This window comes from Clostridium acidisoli DSM 12555 (genome assembly GCF_900176305.1).
GTDB lineage: Bacteria > Bacillota > Clostridia > Clostridiales > Clostridiaceae > Clostridium_I > Clostridium_I acidisoli.
The window spans coordinates 48756-67957 of sequence record NZ_FWXH01000017.1 but is presented as its reverse complement, the minus strand read 5'-3'; the positions used below and the strand labels follow the sequence as shown (position 1 = coordinate 67957).

16 protein-coding genes, 4 tRNA genes and 1 other annotated feature are annotated in these 19202 nt (G+C 29.5%); of the genes, 15 read left to right on the top strand and 5 right to left on the bottom strand.

The window, feature by feature from the left end:
- The 12 genes from B8978_RS15610 to serS all read left to right on the top strand — a co-directional run bounded on the left by B8978_RS15610 (window position 1) and on the right by serS (window position 12230).
- A tRNA-Ile gene (locus B8978_RS15610) sits at window positions 1-77 on the top strand.
- Between the two features lie 3 nt (window positions 78-80).
- Window positions 81-156 (top strand) — tRNA-Ala (locus B8978_RS15605).
- Window positions 157-276: 120 nt separating this feature from the next.
- Window positions 277-771 (top strand): HDIG domain-containing metalloprotein, encoded by a 495-nt coding sequence (locus B8978_RS15600; RefSeq protein ID WP_084117157.1) that lies wholly within the window; start codon window positions 277-279, stop codon window positions 769-771.
- Between the two features lie 16 nt (window positions 772-787).
- Window positions 788-1303 carry a transcription repressor NadR gene (locus B8978_RS15595; RefSeq protein WP_084117155.1) on the top strand — a complete coding sequence of 172 codons (516 nt, stop codon included), beginning with the start codon at window positions 788-790 and terminating at the stop codon, window positions 1301-1303.
- A gap of 19 nt (window positions 1304-1322) precedes the next feature.
- The gene (locus tag B8978_RS15590) at window positions 1323-4055 is read left to right on the top strand and encodes a UPF0182 family protein (RefSeq protein ID WP_084117154.1); all 2733 of its coding nucleotides are present in this window, start codon (window positions 1323-1325) and stop codon (window positions 4053-4055) included.
- 147 nt (window positions 4056-4202) lie between these two features.
- A complete protein-coding gene (locus B8978_RS15585; protein WP_084117152.1) occupies window positions 4203-5411 on the top strand; it encodes a (2Fe-2S)-binding protein in 1209 nt (402 codons plus the stop codon).
- Window positions 5412-5413: 2 nt separating this feature from the next.
- Window positions 5414-5644 (top strand): DUF1667 domain-containing protein, encoded by a 231-nt coding sequence (locus B8978_RS15580; RefSeq protein WP_084117150.1) that lies wholly within the window; start codon window positions 5414-5416, stop codon window positions 5642-5644.
- 177 nt (window positions 5645-5821) lie between these two features.
- Window positions 5822-6019: a binding site (T-box leader), on the top strand.
- 112 nt (window positions 6020-6131) lie between these two features.
- On the top strand, window positions 6132-7202 hold the full coding sequence (locus tag B8978_RS15575) for a pyridoxal-phosphate-dependent aminotransferase family protein (protein WP_084117148.1): 1071 nt from the start codon (window positions 6132-6134) through the stop codon (window positions 7200-7202).
- 19 nt (window positions 7203-7221) lie between these two features.
- Window positions 7222-8139, top strand: a complete 918-nt coding sequence (locus tag B8978_RS15570; RefSeq protein WP_084117146.1) for a D-2-hydroxyacid dehydrogenase — start codon at window positions 7222-7224, stop codon at window positions 8137-8139.
- Window positions 8140-8157: 18 nt separating this feature from the next.
- On the top strand, window positions 8158-9402 hold the full coding sequence (locus B8978_RS15565; RefSeq protein WP_084117144.1) for a DUF1015 domain-containing protein: 1245 nt from the start codon (window positions 8158-8160) through the stop codon (window positions 9400-9402).
- Window positions 9403-9569: 167 nt separating this feature from the next.
- Complete coding sequence (locus tag B8978_RS15560; RefSeq protein ID WP_084117142.1) at window positions 9570-10784, top strand: MDR family MFS transporter; 1215 nt, start codon at window positions 9570-9572, stop codon at window positions 10782-10784.
- Window positions 10785-10952: 168 nt separating this feature from the next.
- On the top strand, window positions 10953-12230 hold the full coding sequence (gene serS, locus B8978_RS15555) for a serine--tRNA ligase (protein ID WP_084117140.1): 1278 nt from the start codon (window positions 10953-10955) through the stop codon (window positions 12228-12230).
- A gap of 42 nt (window positions 12231-12272) precedes the next feature.
- On the opposite strand, the gene B8978_RS15550 is transcribed toward serS, so the two are convergent.
- The 5 genes from B8978_RS15550 to B8978_RS15530 all read right to left on the bottom strand — a co-directional run bounded on the left by B8978_RS15550 (window position 12273) and on the right by B8978_RS15530 (window position 17511).
- Window positions 12273-13655: a DUF5808 domain-containing protein gene (locus B8978_RS15550; RefSeq protein WP_084117138.1), complete on the bottom strand. Its 1383-nt coding sequence runs from the start codon at window positions 13653-13655 to the stop codon at window positions 12273-12275.
- A 14-nt stretch (window positions 13656-13669) separates the two neighbouring features.
- Window positions 13670-14068, bottom strand: coding sequence for a GntR family transcriptional regulator (locus B8978_RS15545; protein WP_084117136.1), 399 nt, complete (start codon window positions 14066-14068; stop codon window positions 13670-13672).
- A gap of 125 nt (window positions 14069-14193) precedes the next feature.
- Window positions 14194-15504: an ABC transporter permease gene (locus B8978_RS15540; RefSeq protein ID WP_084117134.1), complete on the bottom strand. Its 1311-nt coding sequence runs from the start codon at window positions 15502-15504 to the stop codon at window positions 14194-14196.
- 14 nt (window positions 15505-15518) lie between these two features.
- Window positions 15519-16841, bottom strand: a complete 1323-nt coding sequence (locus tag B8978_RS15535; RefSeq protein ID WP_084117133.1) for an ABC transporter permease — start codon at window positions 16839-16841, stop codon at window positions 15519-15521.
- Complete coding sequence (locus B8978_RS15530; RefSeq protein ID WP_084117131.1) at window positions 16831-17511, bottom strand: ABC transporter ATP-binding protein; 681 nt, start codon at window positions 17509-17511, stop codon at window positions 16831-16833. The genes B8978_RS15535 and B8978_RS15530 overlap by 11 nt, the downstream gene beginning before the upstream one ends.
- 312 nt (window positions 17512-17823) lie before the next feature.
- Between B8978_RS15530 and B8978_RS15525 the strand changes: the two genes are divergently transcribed.
- From B8978_RS15525 to B8978_RS15515, 3 genes are all read left to right on the top strand, one after another.
- Window positions 17824-17914, top strand: a tRNA-Ser gene (locus B8978_RS15525).
- Between the two features lie 35 nt (window positions 17915-17949).
- A tRNA-Ser gene (locus tag B8978_RS15520) sits at window positions 17950-18040 on the top strand.
- A 301-nt stretch (window positions 18041-18341) separates the two neighbouring features.
- Window positions 18342-19199 (top strand): MetQ/NlpA family ABC transporter substrate-binding protein, encoded by an 858-nt coding sequence (locus B8978_RS15515; protein ID WP_084117129.1) that lies wholly within the window; start codon window positions 18342-18344, stop codon window positions 19197-19199.
- Window positions 19200-19202 lie beyond the last annotated feature (3 nt).

Genomic DNA, 19202 nt, shown 5'->3' with positions numbered 1-19202 from the left:
GGATCTTTAGCTCAGTTGGTTAGAGCAACCGGCTCATAACCGGTCGGTCTGGGGTTCGAGTCCCTGAAGGTCCACCATATGGGGGTATAGCTCAGTTGGGAGAGCATCTGCCTTGCACGCAGAGGGTCAAGAGTTCGAGTCTCTTTATCTCCACCATTTAAAGCAGTCAGCTATGGCTGCTTTTTTGTTTTACATTTTTTTATATTGTTATTTAAAATGTGTTCAACATAATATATAATTTTAAATAACAATAATTATTTAGAGGTGTACTCAGAAATGTTTTTTTATAGAATTAAGCAGTTTATTTGGTCAGTAAACACTCACATAAATGAAGAAGACATTAAATATACAGAAAAGATATTGAGAATAGACGAACTTAAATTATTTAATAAATTAGCAAAGAACGAACAGAAGCATTGCATAAGAGTATCAAGAGATGTAGGGAGATTTCTTGATAGCAAAGGTTTAAAAAACGATATTTTAATCAGGGTAGCCCTATTACATGATATCGGAAAAATACAAAAAAGAGTTAATATAATAAATAAATCAATAATAGTTATTTTAAATAAATTAACAAAAGGCAAATTAAAAAGGTTTAATAATATAAAAGATATAAATATATACTATAATCATGGACAAATTGGGGCTAAAATATTAGAGAAATATGACCATGATAATAAAGAGTTATATTTGATTGCAAATCATCATAATGATTCTATACTATCAGATAGTGACCTTAACATACTTAGATATTTTGATGACAAAAATTAAAATTGGTGGTGTTAACATGAATTCAAAAGATAGACGAAAGCTTATAAAAGATTTTTTATACGAAAGCCAAGAACCTTTAAAGGGAGAAAATTTAGCTAAAAACTTAGGAGTAACTCGGCAAATAATAGTTAAGGATATAGCTATTTTAAGAGCAAGTGGTATTAAAATAATAGCTACACCTAAAGGTTATATAATATCTGAAGATAAAAAAAATAGTATTAGAAAGGTGCTAGCCTTAAAGCATAAACCAGAAGAAATAGAAGATGAACTGGAAACGATTATTAAATTTGGTGGTATAATAGAAGATGTGATAATTGAACATAGACTTTATGGTGAAATAAGAGGAATGCTTATGATAAAAACTTTATATGATGTACAAAACTTTGTTAATAAGGTAAATAGGTATGATTCAGAACCATTATTGATACTAACGGGAGGTGTGCATCTTCACACGATTACAGTTGAAAGTAAAGATGCTTTAGATAATATAATCACTGAATTAAAAAATAAAAATTATTTAATATCAGATTAATAAATTAAGGGGTGATACTTTGAAAAAGAAAATTGCTTTAATTACTAGTATTTTGGCAATAATAATATTAATTGCATTTGCTGATAACATAGTTAGTTTTATAATAAACTTAGAATGGTACAAAGAAGTAGGTTATTTATCAATATATTTTATTAAGATAGTTGCAGTATTAAAATTAATGGTTCCTATATTTTTGATTTGTTTCTTTATAATATGGTTTTATTATAAAAGCATTAGAAAAAGTATTATAAGATTCAGAAAAATAATGGAAGTTAATTTGAGAAGAGACAAAGTAGAGAAAAGAATTTTTGCTATAGTTGATTTGTTAATTTCTTTTGGCATATCCTATTCTGTTTCATCAACTTACTGGTATAGGATATTGCAATTTGAAAATTCATCTAGCTTTAATACAAAAGATCCAATTTTTAATATAGATGTTTCATTTTATATTTTTAAATTGCCATTAATTGAATCAATATATGGTATTATTATGTCTATTCTTGTTTTATTAGTAATAATAACTATTGTTATATATTTTTTATTATATGCTAATCAAGGATTTTTTGTTGGAGGAAAAATAAATAAAAATAGTAGCTTTTTTAATCTTAATAATATAAAAAGTGGTATTAGAAGTTTTGCAGGAAAACAATTAGCTATACTGTTTGCCATGATATTTCTTTTATTATCATTTGGATATTTTATAAAAGGTTGGGATTTAGTTTATAGCGAAAGAGGAGTGGCTTATGGAGCAAGTTATACCGATGTTCACGTATCACTTTTGTTTTTTAGAATATTAGCTGTTGTTTGTATAATTTCATCCATAATTATATTTGTGAGTGTTTTGAAATCAAAGGTTAAACCCGTAATTTTGTCTGTGTTAGTAATTTTTGTACTTATATTTTGTGAGGGAGTAGCTTCAATTGTTGTTCAAAATGTTATTGTTAAATCAAATGAGAAGTCGTTAGAATCACCTTATATTAAATATAATATAGAGGCAACTAGAAAGGCTTATAATATTGATAGCGTGGATTCTAAACAGTATGCAGATAATGATTCTTTAAATCAGGATGATATCAGTAAAAATATGAATACTGTAAATAATATAAAAATAAATTCATATAAGCAATCATTAGAATTTTATAATCAAACTCAAGTACTTAGATATTATTATAACTTTAATGATGTTGATGTAGATAGATATAATATTGATGGGAAACTTACCGAAGTATTTATATCACCTAGAGAAATTGAACAAAAATCACTTACTGGAAATGCTAGTACATGGCAAAATAAGCATCTTAGTTATACTCATGGTTATGGACTTGTTATGAGTAAGGTAAACTCTGTTACAAGTGAAGGTCAGCCGGATTTTGTTATGAATGATATACCGGTTAATAATAAATCAGGAATTAAATTAGATAATCCGAGGATTTATTTTGGTGAAAATACAGATGATTATGTAATTGCTAATAACAAATCTGGCGAATTTGATTATCCTGAATCAGGTGAAGATAAAACTTATAACTATACTGGAAAAGCAGGAATAAAAGCTTCGCTTATAAATAGAGCTTTGTTTGCAATAAATAAAAGAGATTTAAATTTTTTAGTTTCTAATTCTATCACAAGTGATAGTAAAATTCTAATTAATAGAGATATAGAGGATAGGGTTAAAAAAATTGCTCCATTTTTAGATTATGATAGTGATCCATATGCAGTTGTGGATAATGGAAAGCTTTATTGGATAATAGATGCATATACAACTTCTGATAGATATCCATTTTCAGAGCCACAGGATAATATAAATTATATAAGAAACTCTGTTAAGGTAGTTGTAGATGCATTTGATGGTGATGTTAAATTTTATCAAGTTGATAAGAATGACCCTATTGCAAATAGTTATAATAAGATATTCAAAGGCATATTTAAAGATGTAAGCACTGCACCTATGGGTATAAGACAACATTTCAGGTATCCAGAAGATTTATTTAATGATCAATGCAAAATAATGGAGAAATATCATGTAACAGATCCAGAGATTTTTTATAATAGTGAAGATCTTTGGGCCATTGCGCAAAACCAAAAGCAAATTGAAGGAGATAAAAGTACAAATGCTTCTTCTTATGTTATTATGAATCTTCCGAATGAGAAAAAAGAAGAGACTATTTTGATGGAGTATTTTAATGTTAAAGGTAAAGACAATATGGTATCTATATTAGGTGCAAGAATGGATGGAGCTAATTATGGTAAGCTTGTATTGTATAAGCTTCCAACAAACAAGACAGTATACAGCCCATATCTGTTTAAACAAAAAATTAGTCAAGATCCTGATATTTCTAAAGAAATGTCACTTTGGAATACCCAGGGTTCTCAGGTTCAATTTGGTGATACATCAATTGTTCCAATAGATGGATCTCTCTTATATGTAGAACCTGTCTATATAAGGGCGCAAGCACAAAATAGTATTCCAGAAGTTAAAAAGATAATACTTTCTACTGGAAATAAGATGGTTATGGCAGATAATATGGAAGCGGCATTACAGCAATTGTTTAACAATAACACTAGTGATACTGCAAATGATAATAGTACTAAAAATAATACTAATACAGCAACGCCGCAAATTGATAATGATAAGGTAAAACAAGCAAGTGATATGTATGATAAGGCATTGCAAGCTCAAAAAGATGGTGATTGGGCAAAATATGGAGAATACATTAAGGATTTAGGAGATACACTTAAACAACTTCAGAAATAACTAAAAAATAGCACTTGCTTTAAGCAGGTGTTATTTTTTTATGCTTTAACCAATTTAAAAAAAATGTTAAAATATATTTAAAATAATATAGAACCTAGAGGGGGTGAATTACGTAGAATAGATAAAGTTTGTTTTACGTAATAATTTATGATGAATTACGATGTTCTTATACTTGGTGGAGGAATAGAAGGGTGTGCTATAGCTTATGAATTATCGAAATTTAGTTTAAATATTGCTCTAATAGAAAAAGAATATGAAATAGCAAATAATGTTTTTTCTATATCATATAGAAAAAAACATGAAAGTAATGAAATTAGCTCAAAAACAATAGAAAAATTTAATATTAGAAACAAAGTATGTAATTATTTAGAAGTAGATAAAAATTCAGGTACGTATGATAGATGTGAAAATTCAGCTCAAATAATTAGTGCGTATGATTTAGCTATTGGATATGGAGAAGTGGCATTCGAAAACGGAGTGAATTTTAGGCTTGACGAAAGAATTTTAGAAATAGAAGAAATATCTAATGGTTATAACATAATAACTAATAAAAATAAGTTTACGTGTAAAATTGTTATAGATACATTAAAGCAGGAGCCTAAAGGATCAAGTAAAGTTGATATAGACTTTTTTATAATAGATAAGGGATATAATTTTAAAAATAATGAGATTATGTCTATTAAATTAAAAGATAAAAAAAGGATAATAATGGTTCCTAATATAAATGATGATTTATATGTTTATTTAATTTCACAAGAAAAAATTTTGTCATCAGAAGCATTAAAAATATTAAAACATTCATTAAATGACTTAGATGAGGAATATATAAAAGATAATTTTAAAATACCGTATTTGGATGAAAAAATAAGTATAGATAATTCAAGAATTAAAGAAGGATATATAAAAATTGTCGGTAGAAATTTAAATATTTCTAAAATGATATCAGAGATTTCAAAAAAAGTTTGTGATGAAGTAGTAGATATTTTAAAATGTAAAGTAAAAAAAGGTTTTCATGATAAGGTTAGGGAATTTTATAGATTTAAATATATGTCTCATAGTGATATAGACAATTTGATAAAAAATAATAGTGAATATGGAAACATTATATGCACATGTTGTAACATTTCTGAAGGTGAAATTATAGAATGTATAAGGAGACCACTTGGAGCAAGAACTATAGATGGAATTTTAAATAGAACAGGTGCTACAGCAGGGCTATGTAAAGGTTCCTATTGTTTAAACAAGATTATAAAAATACTTGCTAGAGAAACAAATAAGAGTTTAATTGATATAGTAAAAAACTCAGCAGATTCAAATGTTTTATTAGGAAGAATAAAGGAATTTAATGAGGTATAATAATGAGTGAAAATGAGAAGGAGATATTAACAACTCTTGTTAGAGTTAAAGGAGGAGCTATTAACGTTGTTCCAGTGAAAAGTTCAAAGCCAATAGATAGAAAACTTTTTATTGAATGTTCCAAAGCATTAAGTAGAATTTATGTTGGAACGCCTATTAATTGTGGGGATACAATATGTAAAAATATACTAAACACTGGAGTTAACATAATATGTACTAGAAGTGTATTATAAATAAATTTAACTATTAACAATGTAATTGGATACAGATAATCAAATGTGTATTTTATCATAAATAAATATATAAAATTATTTTATTAGCAAAATTACCATGATGAAATAATTAAATGATTAAATATATTTGAAAGCATTGACATATAAATTTAAAGCGAATATAATAAAAACAATTTATAGAAACCTATGAAGAGAATAGTAACATGATAAAGCTTTTAGAGAGTCGATGTTTGGTGAAAATCGATAAGGTTTATTGTGTGAATCCGCCTCTGAGGGATTGCGATGAGCAATACGGTTTGCAATAGCCGTTATTTTAATTAAGAGGATCATTTTATGATCAATTAGGGTGGCAACGCGGAGCCTTTCGTCCCTTTTCATTGGGGATGGAAGGCTTCTTTTTATTTTCTGGGAAATATATATATTAGTTGTAAAAGATTCATAGTAGTTGGGGCAAAAGAAAAAAATATAATAGGTAGGGGGCAAAAATATGCATAAAAAGTTATTTATTCCAGGACCTGTAGAAGTTAGTGAGGATGTACTTTTAAAGATGGCAACACCAATGATTGGACATAGAAGTAAGGATGCATCAACATTACAGAGGGGAATTAGTGATAAACTTAGAATAGTTTTTCAAACTAAAGAGGAAATACTATTATCAACAACTTCAGGTAGTGGACTTATGGAAGGGGCAATAAGATGCTGTACAGCAAAAAGGGCTGCTGTATTTTCAATAGGGGCTTTTGGAAAAAGATGGTATGAAATGGCACTAAACAATAATGTGGCTGCAGATTTGTTTGAAGTTGATTTTGGAAAAACAACAGATCCAAAACTTGTAGATGAGGTTTTAAGCACAGGGAAATATGATTTAGTTACAATAACTCACAATGAAACTTCAACAGGAATAATGAATCCATTAGAAGATTTAGCTAAGGTTATAAACAAATATCCAGATATAATTTGGTGTGTTGATACGGTAAGTTCTATGGCTGGAACAGATATACCAGTAGATAAGCTAGGAATCGATATATGTATAACATCTTCACAAAAAGCATTAGGACTTCCTCCAGGACTTGCAGTTTGTTCTTTTTCTAAAAAAGCTGTTGAGAGAGCAAAACAAGTACCGTTTAGAGGATATTACCTTGATTTATTACATCTTTATGAGTTTATACAGAAAAAGGATTATCAATATCCATCAACACCTTCATTATCACACATGTTTGCACTAGATTTTGCATTAGATAAAATGCTTCAAGAAGGTATGGACAATAGATATAAAAGGCATATACAAATGGCAGAGTATGTAAGAAATTGGGCTAAAAAATATTTTGATATATTTGGGGATGAAAATCATCTTTCTAATACAGTGACAACTATAAAAAATACAAGGGGAATAAGTGTCGCTGATTTAAATAAAAAATTAGGTGAAAGAGGTTTTCAAATATCAAATGGTTATGGAAATCTAAAGGAAAAAACTTTTAGAATTGCTCATATGGCAGAATGCTCATTAAGTGATATTAAGGAATTAATTGAAAATATTAATGACATATTAGGTTTATAAATTTAGGGGGGCTATTTTTATGATAAGAATATTAGCTAATGATGGTATTGAAAATAAGGCTGTGGAAGCATTAGAGGAAAAGGGCTATGAAGTTATAAAAGATCACATTGAACCAGAGAAATTGAAAAAAGAAATAAAAAATATAGATTGTTTAATTGTAAGATCTGCAACTAAGGTAAGAAAAGACTTAATAGATGAAGCAGCAGTAAATGGCAGACTGAAGCTTGTTATTAGGGGTGGGGTCGGTATTGACAATATTGATGCTGCATATGCACTTGAGAATGGAATAAAGGTTAATAATACTCCGAATGCAAGTAGTATTTCTGTTGCAGAAATGACGTTTGGTCACATGATTGCAGCTGCAAGGAATATAGCTATTGCAAATGTTACAATGAGACAAGGAAAATGGGAAAAGAAAAAGTATCAAGGTAATGAGTTATATGGAAAAACATTAGGTTTAATTGGTTTTGGGAGAATAGCTAGAGAAGTTGCTAAAAGAGCAGTTGCCTTTGGTATGAAAGTTGTTTATTATGACATTTGCAAAATAGATGAAGTGCCTACGTGTACTTGTGTTTCAAAGGAAGAAGTAATAAAGCAAGCTGATTTTATATCTCTTCATATACCATATACAAAGGGCGAACCTTATGTTATAGGCGAAAAGGAATTCAATATTATGAAGGATGGCGCTTATGTAATAAACTGTGCTAGAGGTGGAGTTTTAGATGAAAAGGCACTAGTAGCAGCATTAGATAAAGGAAAGCTAAAAGGAGCAGCACTTGATGTGTTTGAAGAGGAACCTATAAAGAATGAAGAATTATTAAAAAATACTAAAATATCACTAACACCACATATAGGGGCAGCAACAGAAGAGGCTCAGGAAAGAATTGGTGAGGAAATAGTTGAGATAGTTGAACAATTTTTCAATAAAAAGCATTAAATTTTAGGAGGAGTTAACGTGGCAAAAATTAAGGCTTTTAGAGCTATAAGACCTAAAGAAAATCTTGCAGGCAAAGTTGCTGCTCTTCCATACGATGTTATGAATTATGAAGAAGCAAAGGAGATGGTGAAGGGGAATCCTTACTCCTTTCTTCACATCGATAGAGCAGAAATTGACCTTGAAGATGGAATTAATCCTTATGATAAAAAAGTATATGAAAAGGCAAAAAGTAATCTTAATGAATTTATAAATAAAGGTATATTTATAGAAGATAATGAACACAATATTTATATATATAGACAAATTATGGATGGAAGAGTTCAAACGGGAATAGTATGTTGTACATCCATAGATGATTATTTAAATGGTGTTGTAAAAAAACATGAGTATACAAGAGAGGATAAGGAACGTGATAGAATAAATCATGTTGACTACTGTAATGCAAATACAGGACCAATATTTTTAACTTATAAAAGGCATGAAGAGATTGATAAAATAGTTGAAAATAGTACTAAAAAGGTTCCGATATATGATTTCATTTCAGAAGATGGTATAACCCATATAGTTTGGAGTATTAAAGATGATGAGATTATAAAAAAAATAATTGATGTTTTTGATAAAATTCCTTCATTATATATAGCAGATGGGCATCATAGAACTGCAGCAGCAATTAAGGTTGGACAGATGAGAAGAGAGCAAAATCCAAATTATAGGGATGAAGATGAATTTAACTATTTTCTTTCAGTTTTATATCCAGCAGAAGAGTTAAAGATATTTGATTATAATAGAGTTGTAAAGGATCTTAATGGACTTACAATAGAAGAACTTTTAAATAAAATAAAAGAGAAATTTGAAGTAGAAAAGTTACGAACAGTAGAGGAATATAAACCAGAAGAGAGACACTATTTTGGAATGTATACTCATGGTGTTTGGTATAAATTGAAGGCAAAGCAGGAAAAAATCAATGAAGATGATGTAGTTGCTTCATTAGATGTTTCTATACTTCAAGACAATTTATTAGATCCAATTTTAGGAATTAAGGATCCTAGGAAAGATGATAGAATTGAATTTGTTGGAGGAATAAGAGGCATTAAAGAGTTAACAAAGAGGGCAAATAGTGATATGGAAATTGCATTCTCAATGTACCCAACTTCCATAGAAGAACTTATGAAAATAGCAGATGAAAAAAAAGTAATGCCGCCTAAATCAACTTGGTTTGAACCGAAAATAAGAAGTGGAATTTTTATACACTCTCTTGAATAAGTGATATACCTTATATAAAATAAATAGTGAGAATTGTATGTAATTTTAACAATATCTCACTTTAAAACATAACACCATTCTTAAGATATTAAAATCCAATAGTATTTCCTAGTAATATGATGTTATAATTAATTATATTAGCACAAAATATAATTAAGGGGCATTTTATGAAAAACATATTTACTACATACAAAGGATTACCTAGGGAAATATATATTCTATTTATATCAAGAATAATAAATTGCCTAGGAAACTTTGTTTATCCACTTCTATCAATTATAATTACTCAAAAAATCGGACTTTCACCAGCAAAGGCAGGAACAGTAGTAACATTAATGGCTGTATCCCAGGTTCCAAGTTTAATTTTAGGTGGAAAAATTGCAGATTCAATAGGAAGGAAAAAGGTAATAATAATCTTTCAAACTTTAGGGGCTATTTCATATCTCATATGCGGATTTATGAAACCTAATATTTTTATAATAATTGTTATTATATTTGCAGCAAATTGTTACTCGATATCTGCACCAGCATATGATGCGATGCTAGCAGATTTAACTACGCCTAGAAATAGAAAAAGTTCTTATTCGCTTCTTTATATGGGACTTAATATAGGTGTTTCAGTGGCACCAGTACTAGGTGGAATTCTTTACAGAGATCATCTATCAGTTTTATTTTTAGGAGATGGTGTAACATCCATATTATCAATTGTAATCATATATATATTTATAAATGAAACCTTTAAAGGTAAAAATACACATATGGATTCAGAAGAGAGAACATTAGAAAAGAGTGAAGAAGGATCAGTAATAAGTGTTTTGTTAAAAAGACCTATACTTCTTTATTTTTCATTAATAATGTTATTATATGGTTTTTCATATTCTCAATGGAGTTTTACACTTCCACTTCAAATGGCAGAGTTATTCAAGTCAAATGGAGCAAAGTTTTATGGCTTTGTAGCAGCAATAAATGGTCTTGTAGTGATTTCATTTACTCCTCTAATAACTACAGTTCTACATAAAATAAAGCCACTTAAAGCTATTGCAATTGGAGGGTTATTTTATACCGTATCATTTGGTATATTTGGATATATAAATAAATTACCGATGTTCTTTATATCTATATTTATAATGACCTTAGGAGAAATAATGATATCTACAAATGAAGGTACATTTGTAGCAAATCATACACCGGCTTCTCATAGAGGAAGACTTAACTCCATACTTCCTATCATATCTGGTGCAGGATATGCTTTTGGACCAATGGTTATGGGAAACGTTTCAAATTCTTTTGGATATACTGTTACATGGACAATTATATCAATCCTTATGCTTATTGGAGTAATCGGAAATGGACTTCTTCAGAAACTTGATACTGATGTTTAAAAGGATTAAAGACATTAAGAATAATTGAAAAATTACCTTATAAATGATAAACTAACATAGTGAGTTTAAATAGCATAAACTATATTCTATAGAGGTAAATAAATTAATTATATATAATACAAATCGGAGGGAGGAAGCTATAAAACAAGGTTTTATAGTGAAAGTGGTATGTTAGATTTAAAAAGAATAAGAAATAATCCAGAAGAAATTAAAAAAGCACTTACAAATAGGGGAGAGGAATTTGATTTATCTGTTATAGATAAAGTTGTAAACCTAGACGAAAAAAGAAGACAAATTTTAGTAGAAGTTGAAAACCTAAAAAAGAAGAGAAATACTGAGTCTGGGGAAATTGCAAAACTTAAGAGAGCCGGAGAAAATACTGATGCAATAATGGCAGATATGAAAAAGCTTTCTGATGAAATAAAGGCTTTAGATGTTGAGGTTTCAAAGGTAGATGAAGATTTAGAGTACATAATGATGAGGATACCCAATATTCCAAACCCAAGTGTTCCAGAAGGAAAATCAGATGAGGATAATGTTGAAATAAGAAAATGGGGAGAGCCAAGAAAATTTGACTTTGAAAACAAAGCTCATTGGGATTTAGGAACAAAACTTGATATACTTGATTTTGAAAGAGCTGGAAAAGTGGCAGGTTCAAGATTTACTTTTTATAAAGGTCTTGGAGCAAGACTTGAAAGATCAATTATAAGCTTTTTCTTAGATTTGCATACAGAAAAACATGGATATACAGAAATACTACCACCATACATGGTTAATAGAACAAGTATGACAGGTACTGGTCAACTTCCTAAATTTGAAGAAGATGCATTTAAAATAGAGAACAATGGTTTCTTCTTAATTCCAACAGCAGAAGTTCCAGTAACGAATCTTTTTAGGGATGAAGTTCTAAAAGGCGATGAACTTCCTAAAAAATTTGCTGCATATAGTGCATGTTTTAGATCAGAAGCAGGATCAGCTGGAAGGGATACAAGAGGACTTGTTCGTCAGCATCAATTTAATAAAGTAGAACTTGTTAAATTTACAAAGCCAGAAGATTCTTATAATGAACTTGAAAAATTAACTAGTGATGCAGAAGAGGTTCTTCAGGTTTTAGGTCTTCCATATAGAGTTGTAAGAATATGCAAAGGTGATTTAGGTTTCACTGCTGCTTTAAAATATGATATAGAAGTTTGGATGCCTAGTTACAACAGATATGTAGAAATTTCAAGTTGTAGTAACTTTGAAGATTTCCAAGCAAGACGTGCTAACATTAGGTATAAAGAAGATGCAAAATCAAAACCAGCTTTCGTTCATACAATCAATGGATCTGGTGTTGCTATAGGAAGAACAGTTGCAGCAATACTTGAAAATTACCAAAATGAAGATGGAAGTATAACAGTTCCTGATGCATTAAAAACATACATGGGAAAAGATATAATAAAATAATAAAAGAAGCTCGTTATAAATTTGTGTAACGAGCTTCCTTTATTATTGGTTTAAATTTTTTAATTTAGTGTATAGCTTTAAAGTATCTGATTTGTTCCTATCATTGAAAAAAACATAATTTCCATCCTTAAGCTTTATAACAATATAGGGTGGGTTGTTTCGAAAAACATATAATAAAGCTGCTCCATCATAATTATCAACACTAAAATGTCCTCTTAGATACTCAGAGCTATCAAAGCCATTTGTTTTAGAACTATTAGGTATATTTTGTACTAATGATACAAAAGAAATGTTTGATTTATAAAAGCTTGTAGAATACATAGGACAATCTATTTTTATCTCGTTGTTAGAAATACTTAGCGTTGGGGTATAAGAGTTTTGACTAATACTAATACCCCCAATTAAAATGACAGTACCTACTACTAAAAGTCCGGTTAAATAAATTATCGACCTGGCAGATTTTTTTGCAAAGTTAAATGTAACACCGATTCCACCACGTTTTTCAACTAAAAATGAATTATCATTAGGGTTACAGTAAAATAAACCATTTATCCAATATTCATCATCATCTACAATAATAGGTTTGTCGTCACTATTAAGAAGCTCTGACTTAATATATTTAAATTTATTAAGATAATACATAATTAATAGGAGCATTAAAATTGGCGCAATTGTTATTGATGAAATTAGTGAGAATACGTTATATGGAACTATTCTTGAAATAATTAGGCAGGCTATAAAAATGCTTAGGCTATTTATATATGAAACAATAGTCCAAAATAATGATAGAAAGCGTTGACGCTCACAGTTTAATGCAACATTTATAACACTATTTTCGCTATACACTTTAGTTTTTAGCTTCATTGTATATTTATATAAAAATACAATTAGTATTTTTATTAACAGATCCGATATTGGTAAGATTAAAGTAGTACTTTTTACTATTGGTAGGCAAGCTATTGGAATAACAAAGGAACCTATAAGCCAATAGATTGAAATAACTTTTTTATTTTTTAAGTGTGAAGCCTTAGTGTCGATTGTAACTTCATGAGTATTACCACAAAACCAATCATTCTGTTTTTTAATTGACATTAGTTCATTATGTATAGTAACATATGGTTTTGTTCCTAAGTATATTGCTGCTATACATGCCCAAAGCACAAGGTATAAAATATTATAAGGACTGAATTTGTGTAGAAATAGAACAGGAATAAAGGTTAAAATACTTATTAAAAGATATTTATGCCATAACAACTTAAATTTAACTTTAAGTAAGTTTATCTCTTCATTTTTAAGTTCACTAGTTGGAATTGTTACCCCAAAAACTATATTTCTATTAGAGTAAGAAGATGATATCCAAACAGCAATTTCACATAAGAGTACAACGATACCTACAAATATAATGACAAAATATATGATATCCATTTTAAGTCCTCCTTTTAATCAATTACGAGATCTTTATTAATACCGCTCATCTCTTGAAATAACTTATCACAAATAGTAATAAAATCACTTTTACTTATACCTTTAAGTCCAGCTTCAGAGATAACTAACGCAAGTTCTGATTCTAGCTTTTCTCGGACTTCTATATTGTCAGCAGATGAAACATTAACTATTGCACCATGTCTTCTATTTATAGATATAAATCCTTCATTTTTTAAAATTGTGTAGGCTTTATTGACAGTCATGGCATTTACACCAATATCTTCTGCTAGATGCCTTACAGTTGGAAGACTTTCATCTGGTTTTAGATATCCTAAACCAATGCCCATTACTATTTGATTTCTGAGTTGAACATATATAGGAATATCACTATCAAGATTTAATTTAAATATCATAATTTCAGCCTCCTTTGTATTATACATATTAATACAAATAATACAAGATGTCAAATAAAGTATAATTAAAAGGCTACCGCTGTTAAAGCGGTAGCCTAGCTATATGTGCTACAAATATATTATGTCTATTCAAACCTTAATGAGTCCACTGGGTTTAATTTAGCAGCCTTTCTTGCTGGGATAATTCCTGCAAGCATAGCAACTACAATAGTGAAGATCATAGTGAAAAGTATAATAGAAGGTTTAATATCTACCAGTTTCATGCCAGCTTCGATTCCACCTACATTATAAGCTATAAGCACTTTGTTTATAACTAAGCCTAAAACTACAGCTATTATAGCACCAAAAGCTCCTCCTACAAATCCAAGACTTCCAGATTGAACAATAAATATTCTTCGTATAGTTTTTTTAGAAGCACCTTCAGCTTTCATTATGCCAATAGATTTAGTTTTTTCATGCACAGCCATAGACATAGTGTTTATAACGCCTATTGATGCAACGAGAAGAACTATTACGCCAGCAGCTGTAAGAAGAACCTTTAAAATAGTGAGCATAGTATTGCTTTGATCTGCATAACTTGCCTCTGAATTGGTTACATAACCAATTTTTGTAATAGCGTTATTTACAGAAGTGACATCAGCCATAGTTTTACATTCCACGCTCACACTATCATAACCCTTATCATTTATATAATTAGTACTTCCCATATAATATTCTTGAATTTGTGCAGCAGTTTCATCAGAAGTAGTTACTGTATAACCTCCAAGAGAGTAGCCTTTGTTAACAACACCTGATATTGTTAAATGTAATGTAAGAGGTGCTTTTTCTTGCATTCCCTGTATTTTAGGAAAAGAAACTGTTAATGAAACAGTTTTACCTATAACATTTTTATAATCTGTCACACCAAGTTTTTTCAATAAACCCTGGCCAAGAAGAACAGAGTTTTTATCGTCTTTTTTTAGATTGCTTCCGGCAATAATTTCTTTAGAGCCATACTTTTTAACCTTTTTCTTATTTGCCTTAAGTTCATTTTTTTCAGCATCACTGAAAATAGGGAAATTTAAGTTGCTTCCTTTAACATCAATCTTTTTAGCAGATTTATTGTCTAAGGATATTTCTGTAGCTGTAGTATTAATGGATGCTAAAACATTTGAAACTCCTTTAATATTTTTAAATTTGTTTAAGGTAGAGATATCTATTTTTTTATCCTTAGTTTCATCTTTATTTACTTGTTGCTGAGGTTTTACAGTTATTATTCTAAAGGTATCCATTTGTTTCATTTCATCATTACTTATTGTCTGAATACCTTGACCAAGGCCAGACATTAAAATGACAAGCATAGTTCCGATTGCTATACCAAAAGAAGTAAGAATAGTACGCAGTTTTCTTTTATTTAAATCGCCAAAAGCCATTTTTATACAATCAATTAACTTCATTTAAATCACCTTCCTTATGAATTTAGTGCTTTTACTGGATCCATTTTTGATGCTTTTATAGATGGATAAAGTCCTGCAAGTACAGAAATTAAAATTGAAAAACAAAGGGTTCCAATAATAAGCCAAGAAGGCATTGTAAAGTTTACAACTTCCTTTATTTTTTTACTTTCAAGATACATCTTAAGGGCAATTTGAATTATTTTTATGTTAACTAAGCTAAATAAAAGTCCAACTAAGCCACCAAGAAATCCAATTAGTCCTGATTGATAAATAAATATGCTGTGAATATTTCCTCTATTTGCACCAACAGACTTCATTATTCCAATGGATTTAGTCCTTTCATATATAACCATAATCATAGTGTTAACAATACCGATGGCAGCAACAAATAAAACTATTAGACCTAAAACTGCAAGTATAGCATTCATAATATTAAAAACATTTTTAACACTTTGAATTTGTTCTTGATAAGTCATATAAAAGTAGCCCATATTTTTAATTTTACTACCTATTTTTTCAACATTGTCCATATTGTTAGCATATATAACAACACCATCATAACCTTGGCTATTAATGTAGTCATCTTGAAGTGAGTAATAACTTTTAAATTTATTTGCCACATCAATCGAAGTTATAATTGGTGATCCATCCTCAAATTTATCACTTATAACTCCAACTATTTTTCCGGTAATTTGAATAGGAGGGATAGTAATGTTAGGATTTTCAGTTTTATTTTCGGTAATAACAATATCCTTTCCAATTACACCTTTATAATCTGTTATGCCCATAGCTGACAAATAATTTTTACCAATTAGTATAGAATTTTTGTCAGAACTTATTAATGCTCTTCCAGCAATTATAGGTTTTAAACTATTGTTTTTGTTATCTTTTCTTACTGAAGCTATTGCTTCACTTGTAAAACTACTCATATTATTATATAAAGCAGTGATTTGAGTTTCTTTATTATTGTCCTTGTTATCTATTTTAATATTGCTAACGGATGTAGTTATAGTTGCTAATGTCTCGTGAACACCAGAAATTGATTTTAATTTATTTACTGTATTATTATCAATTTTCTTAAACATCTCATTCATATCCAGATCTGAATAATCCGTATTTTCAGAATCAAAATATTTCATAGAAGACACTTGAACCATTTTAAGACTTGAGCTACTGCTAGCCTTGTCTAGTATTAGATTTTCTCCAGAAGTTCCAAGACTGACTAGTGTAACTATAAGCATAGTACCAACAGCAACTGCAAGTGAAGTAAGGATGGTTCTTCCTTTTCTTCGACTGAGATCCTTTGATGCCATTTTTAGTCCATCTCTAAATTTCATTTACTGAACCCCCTTGTATTTCACCATCTTTGATTGTTATTACTCTCTTTGCTTTTTTAGCTTCTTCCATATTATGAGTTACCATTATTATTGTATAACCTTTTGCATTCAAATCATTTAAAAGCTTCATTATAAGTTCACCATTTTTAGAATCAAGGTTTCCCGTAGGTTCATCGGCAAATATTATTTGTGGTTCATTAACAAGAGCTCTTGCAATACTTACTCTTTGCCTTTGTCCACCAGACATTTCATTTGGTTTATGCTTAATTTTATCTCCTAAGCCAACCATTTCAAGAGCTTTTTTAGCTTTAGCTTTTCTTTCTTTAACACTTACGCCTGCAAAAATCAAAGGCATCATTACATTTTCTAATGCAGTCTGTGTGTTTTCAAGATTAAAAGATTGAAAAACGAAACCAATTGTTTGATTTCTATATTTGGACATGTCTTTATCTTTTAATTTACTTATATCTTTACCATCTACATATATGCTTCCTGCTGTAGGGGTATCAAGACCTCCAACAAGGTGCATTAATGTGGATTTACCAGATCCAGATGGTCCAACAATTGCAACAAATTCACTATCGTTTATTTTAACAGTGACATTATTAAGAGCGGTAACAACTTCTTTTCCCATTTTATATGTCTTAGACACATTTTTTACTTCTATCATGAATAAAACCTCCAAATTTATAGATAATTAATGTATTATGTGATTATAACACTACAACTCTATAAGAGCAACCTTTTTATAAACAAAGTATAACTCCTTATGTATTAATTATAGAGATATAAACATTTATAATACATGACTTTAAGCTTACAGTTTAAAAGCTATCTTACAATAATGTAAGTATGAATAGAATTAAGCTTTTAACTGCTACTTATGTAGTAAAAAGAAAAAGTTTGTAACAAAATAAAAAAAATGTTGACAGGATGAATGTAAGTTGCTATAATAATACATGTCACAAGGACACAATGATGTGGAAAGATGGTCGAGTTGGTTTAAGGCACCGGTCTTGAAAACCGGCGTGCGGGAGACCGTACCTAGGGTTCGAATCCCTATCTTTCCGCCATTTTAATTTATATAAGATTTTTATTCTGAGGGCATGGAGAAATACTCAAGTGGCTGAAGAGGCGCCCCTGCTAAGGGCGTAGGGCGGGTAACCGTCGCGAGGGTTCAAATCCCTCTTTCTCCGCCAGTAAAGCATCTAACTTAAGTTAGATGCTTTATGTTTTATAAATAGAATTAAAACAAGAAAATTTGTTGAAAAACAAATTTTCTTGTTTTTTTATTTTTTGAGATTAATTTATCCATTGTTATCATTCATAAGACTTCAATTTGTGTAAGTATTGAGTTTGTTGGACTTAATTCAATTAAAAAGTTCTTAATTATATCTCACAAAACAATTGACAAATAAAAAATATAAAGTATAATAAACACATATGATTACTAGGATAAGTTTATATGATTTAAAAATACTGATTAAAGGGGTAATAATAATGATTAAATTAAAAAAATTTTTGGGAATTGCATTAGCATTGACATTATCTATAGGGATTGTAGGGTGTGGGAAAAGTACTTCTGGTTCTGATAATACAGCTGAAAAACAAACAAAAATTATAGTTATAGGAGTATGCCCAGGACCTTATGGTGATATGGTAAAAGAAGCAATACAACCTGTTTTAGAAAATAAGGGATATAAGGTATCTATAAAAGAATTTAGTGACTATATACAACCTAACAATGCATTAGCTAACAAAGAAATAGATGCTAATTTATTTCAACATACTGCTTATCTTCAAAAATTTGCAAAAGATAACAATTTAGCTATATCACCAGTCATTAGTGTACCAACTGCTGGAATGGGGATATTTTCAAACAAAATAAAATCTTTAGATAAGTTATCAAATGGGGCACAAGTAGCAATACCAAATGATGCATCAAATTTAGCTAGGGCATTAATACTATTACAAAAAGAAGGTTTAATTAAGATTAAAGATAATATAGATCAAACTAAAGCTTCTCAAAATGACATAATAGAAAACAAAAAAGATTTAAAATTTGTACCCATGGAAGCAGCCCAACTTCCAAGAAGTTTAGACAGTGTTGATATTGCAACTATCACAGGAAACTATGCAATTTCAGCTGGATTAAAATTTTCTAGTGCCTTGAAGGTAGAAAAATTAGCTGAAAATTATAAGAATGTTGTAGCTGTTAGAACAGAGGATTTAAATAAACAATTGGGAAAAGACCTGAAGGCTGCTGTTGAATCAAAAGAATTTAGAGATGCTATTGAAAAGTCAAACGGTGAGTTTAAATCTTTTGACAAGCCACAATGGTATATTGATAAGAAATAATTA

Excerpts from the sequence above, each read along its gene's own strand:
- B8978_RS15600 (WP_084117157.1), top strand. The coding sequence starts at position 277 with ATGTTTTTTTATAGAATTAAGCAGTTTATTTGGTCAGTAAACACTCAC.
- B8978_RS15595 (WP_084117155.1), top strand. The coding sequence starts at position 788 with ATGAATTCAAAAGATAGACGAAAGCTTATAAAAGATTTTTTATACGAA.
- B8978_RS15585 (WP_084117152.1), top strand. The coding sequence starts at position 4,203 with ATGATGAATTACGATGTTCTTATACTTGGTGGAGGAATAGAAGGGTGT.
- B8978_RS15580 (WP_084117150.1), top strand. The coding sequence starts at position 5,414 with ATGAGTGAAAATGAGAAGGAGATATTAACAACTCTTGTTAGAGTTAAA.
- B8978_RS15575 (WP_084117148.1), top strand. The coding sequence starts at position 6,132 with ATGCATAAAAAGTTATTTATTCCAGGACCTGTAGAAGTTAGTGAGGAT.
- B8978_RS15570 (WP_084117146.1), top strand. The coding sequence starts at position 7,222 with ATGATAAGAATATTAGCTAATGATGGTATTGAAAATAAGGCTGTGGAA.
- B8978_RS15560 (WP_084117142.1), top strand. The coding sequence starts at position 9,570 with ATGAAAAACATATTTACTACATACAAAGGATTACCTAGGGAAATATAT.
- serS (WP_084117140.1), top strand. The coding sequence starts at position 10,953 with ATGTTAGATTTAAAAAGAATAAGAAATAATCCAGAAGAAATTAAAAAA.
- B8978_RS15550 (WP_084117138.1), bottom strand. The coding sequence starts at position 13,655 with ATGGATATCATATATTTTGTCATTATATTTGTAGGTATCGTTGTACTC.
- B8978_RS15545 (WP_084117136.1), bottom strand. The coding sequence starts at position 14,068 with ATGATATTTAAATTAAATCTTGATAGTGATATTCCTATATATGTTCAA.
- B8978_RS15540 (WP_084117134.1), bottom strand. The coding sequence starts at position 15,504 with ATGAAGTTAATTGATTGTATAAAAATGGCTTTTGGCGATTTAAATAAA.
- B8978_RS15535 (WP_084117133.1), bottom strand. The coding sequence starts at position 16,841 with ATGAAATTTAGAGATGGACTAAAAATGGCATCAAAGGATCTCAGTCGA.
- B8978_RS15530 (WP_084117131.1), bottom strand. The coding sequence starts at position 17,511 with ATGATAGAAGTAAAAAATGTGTCTAAGACATATAAAATGGGAAAAGAA.
- B8978_RS15515 (WP_084117129.1), top strand. The coding sequence starts at position 18,342 with ATGATTAAATTAAAAAAATTTTTGGGAATTGCATTAGCATTGACATTA.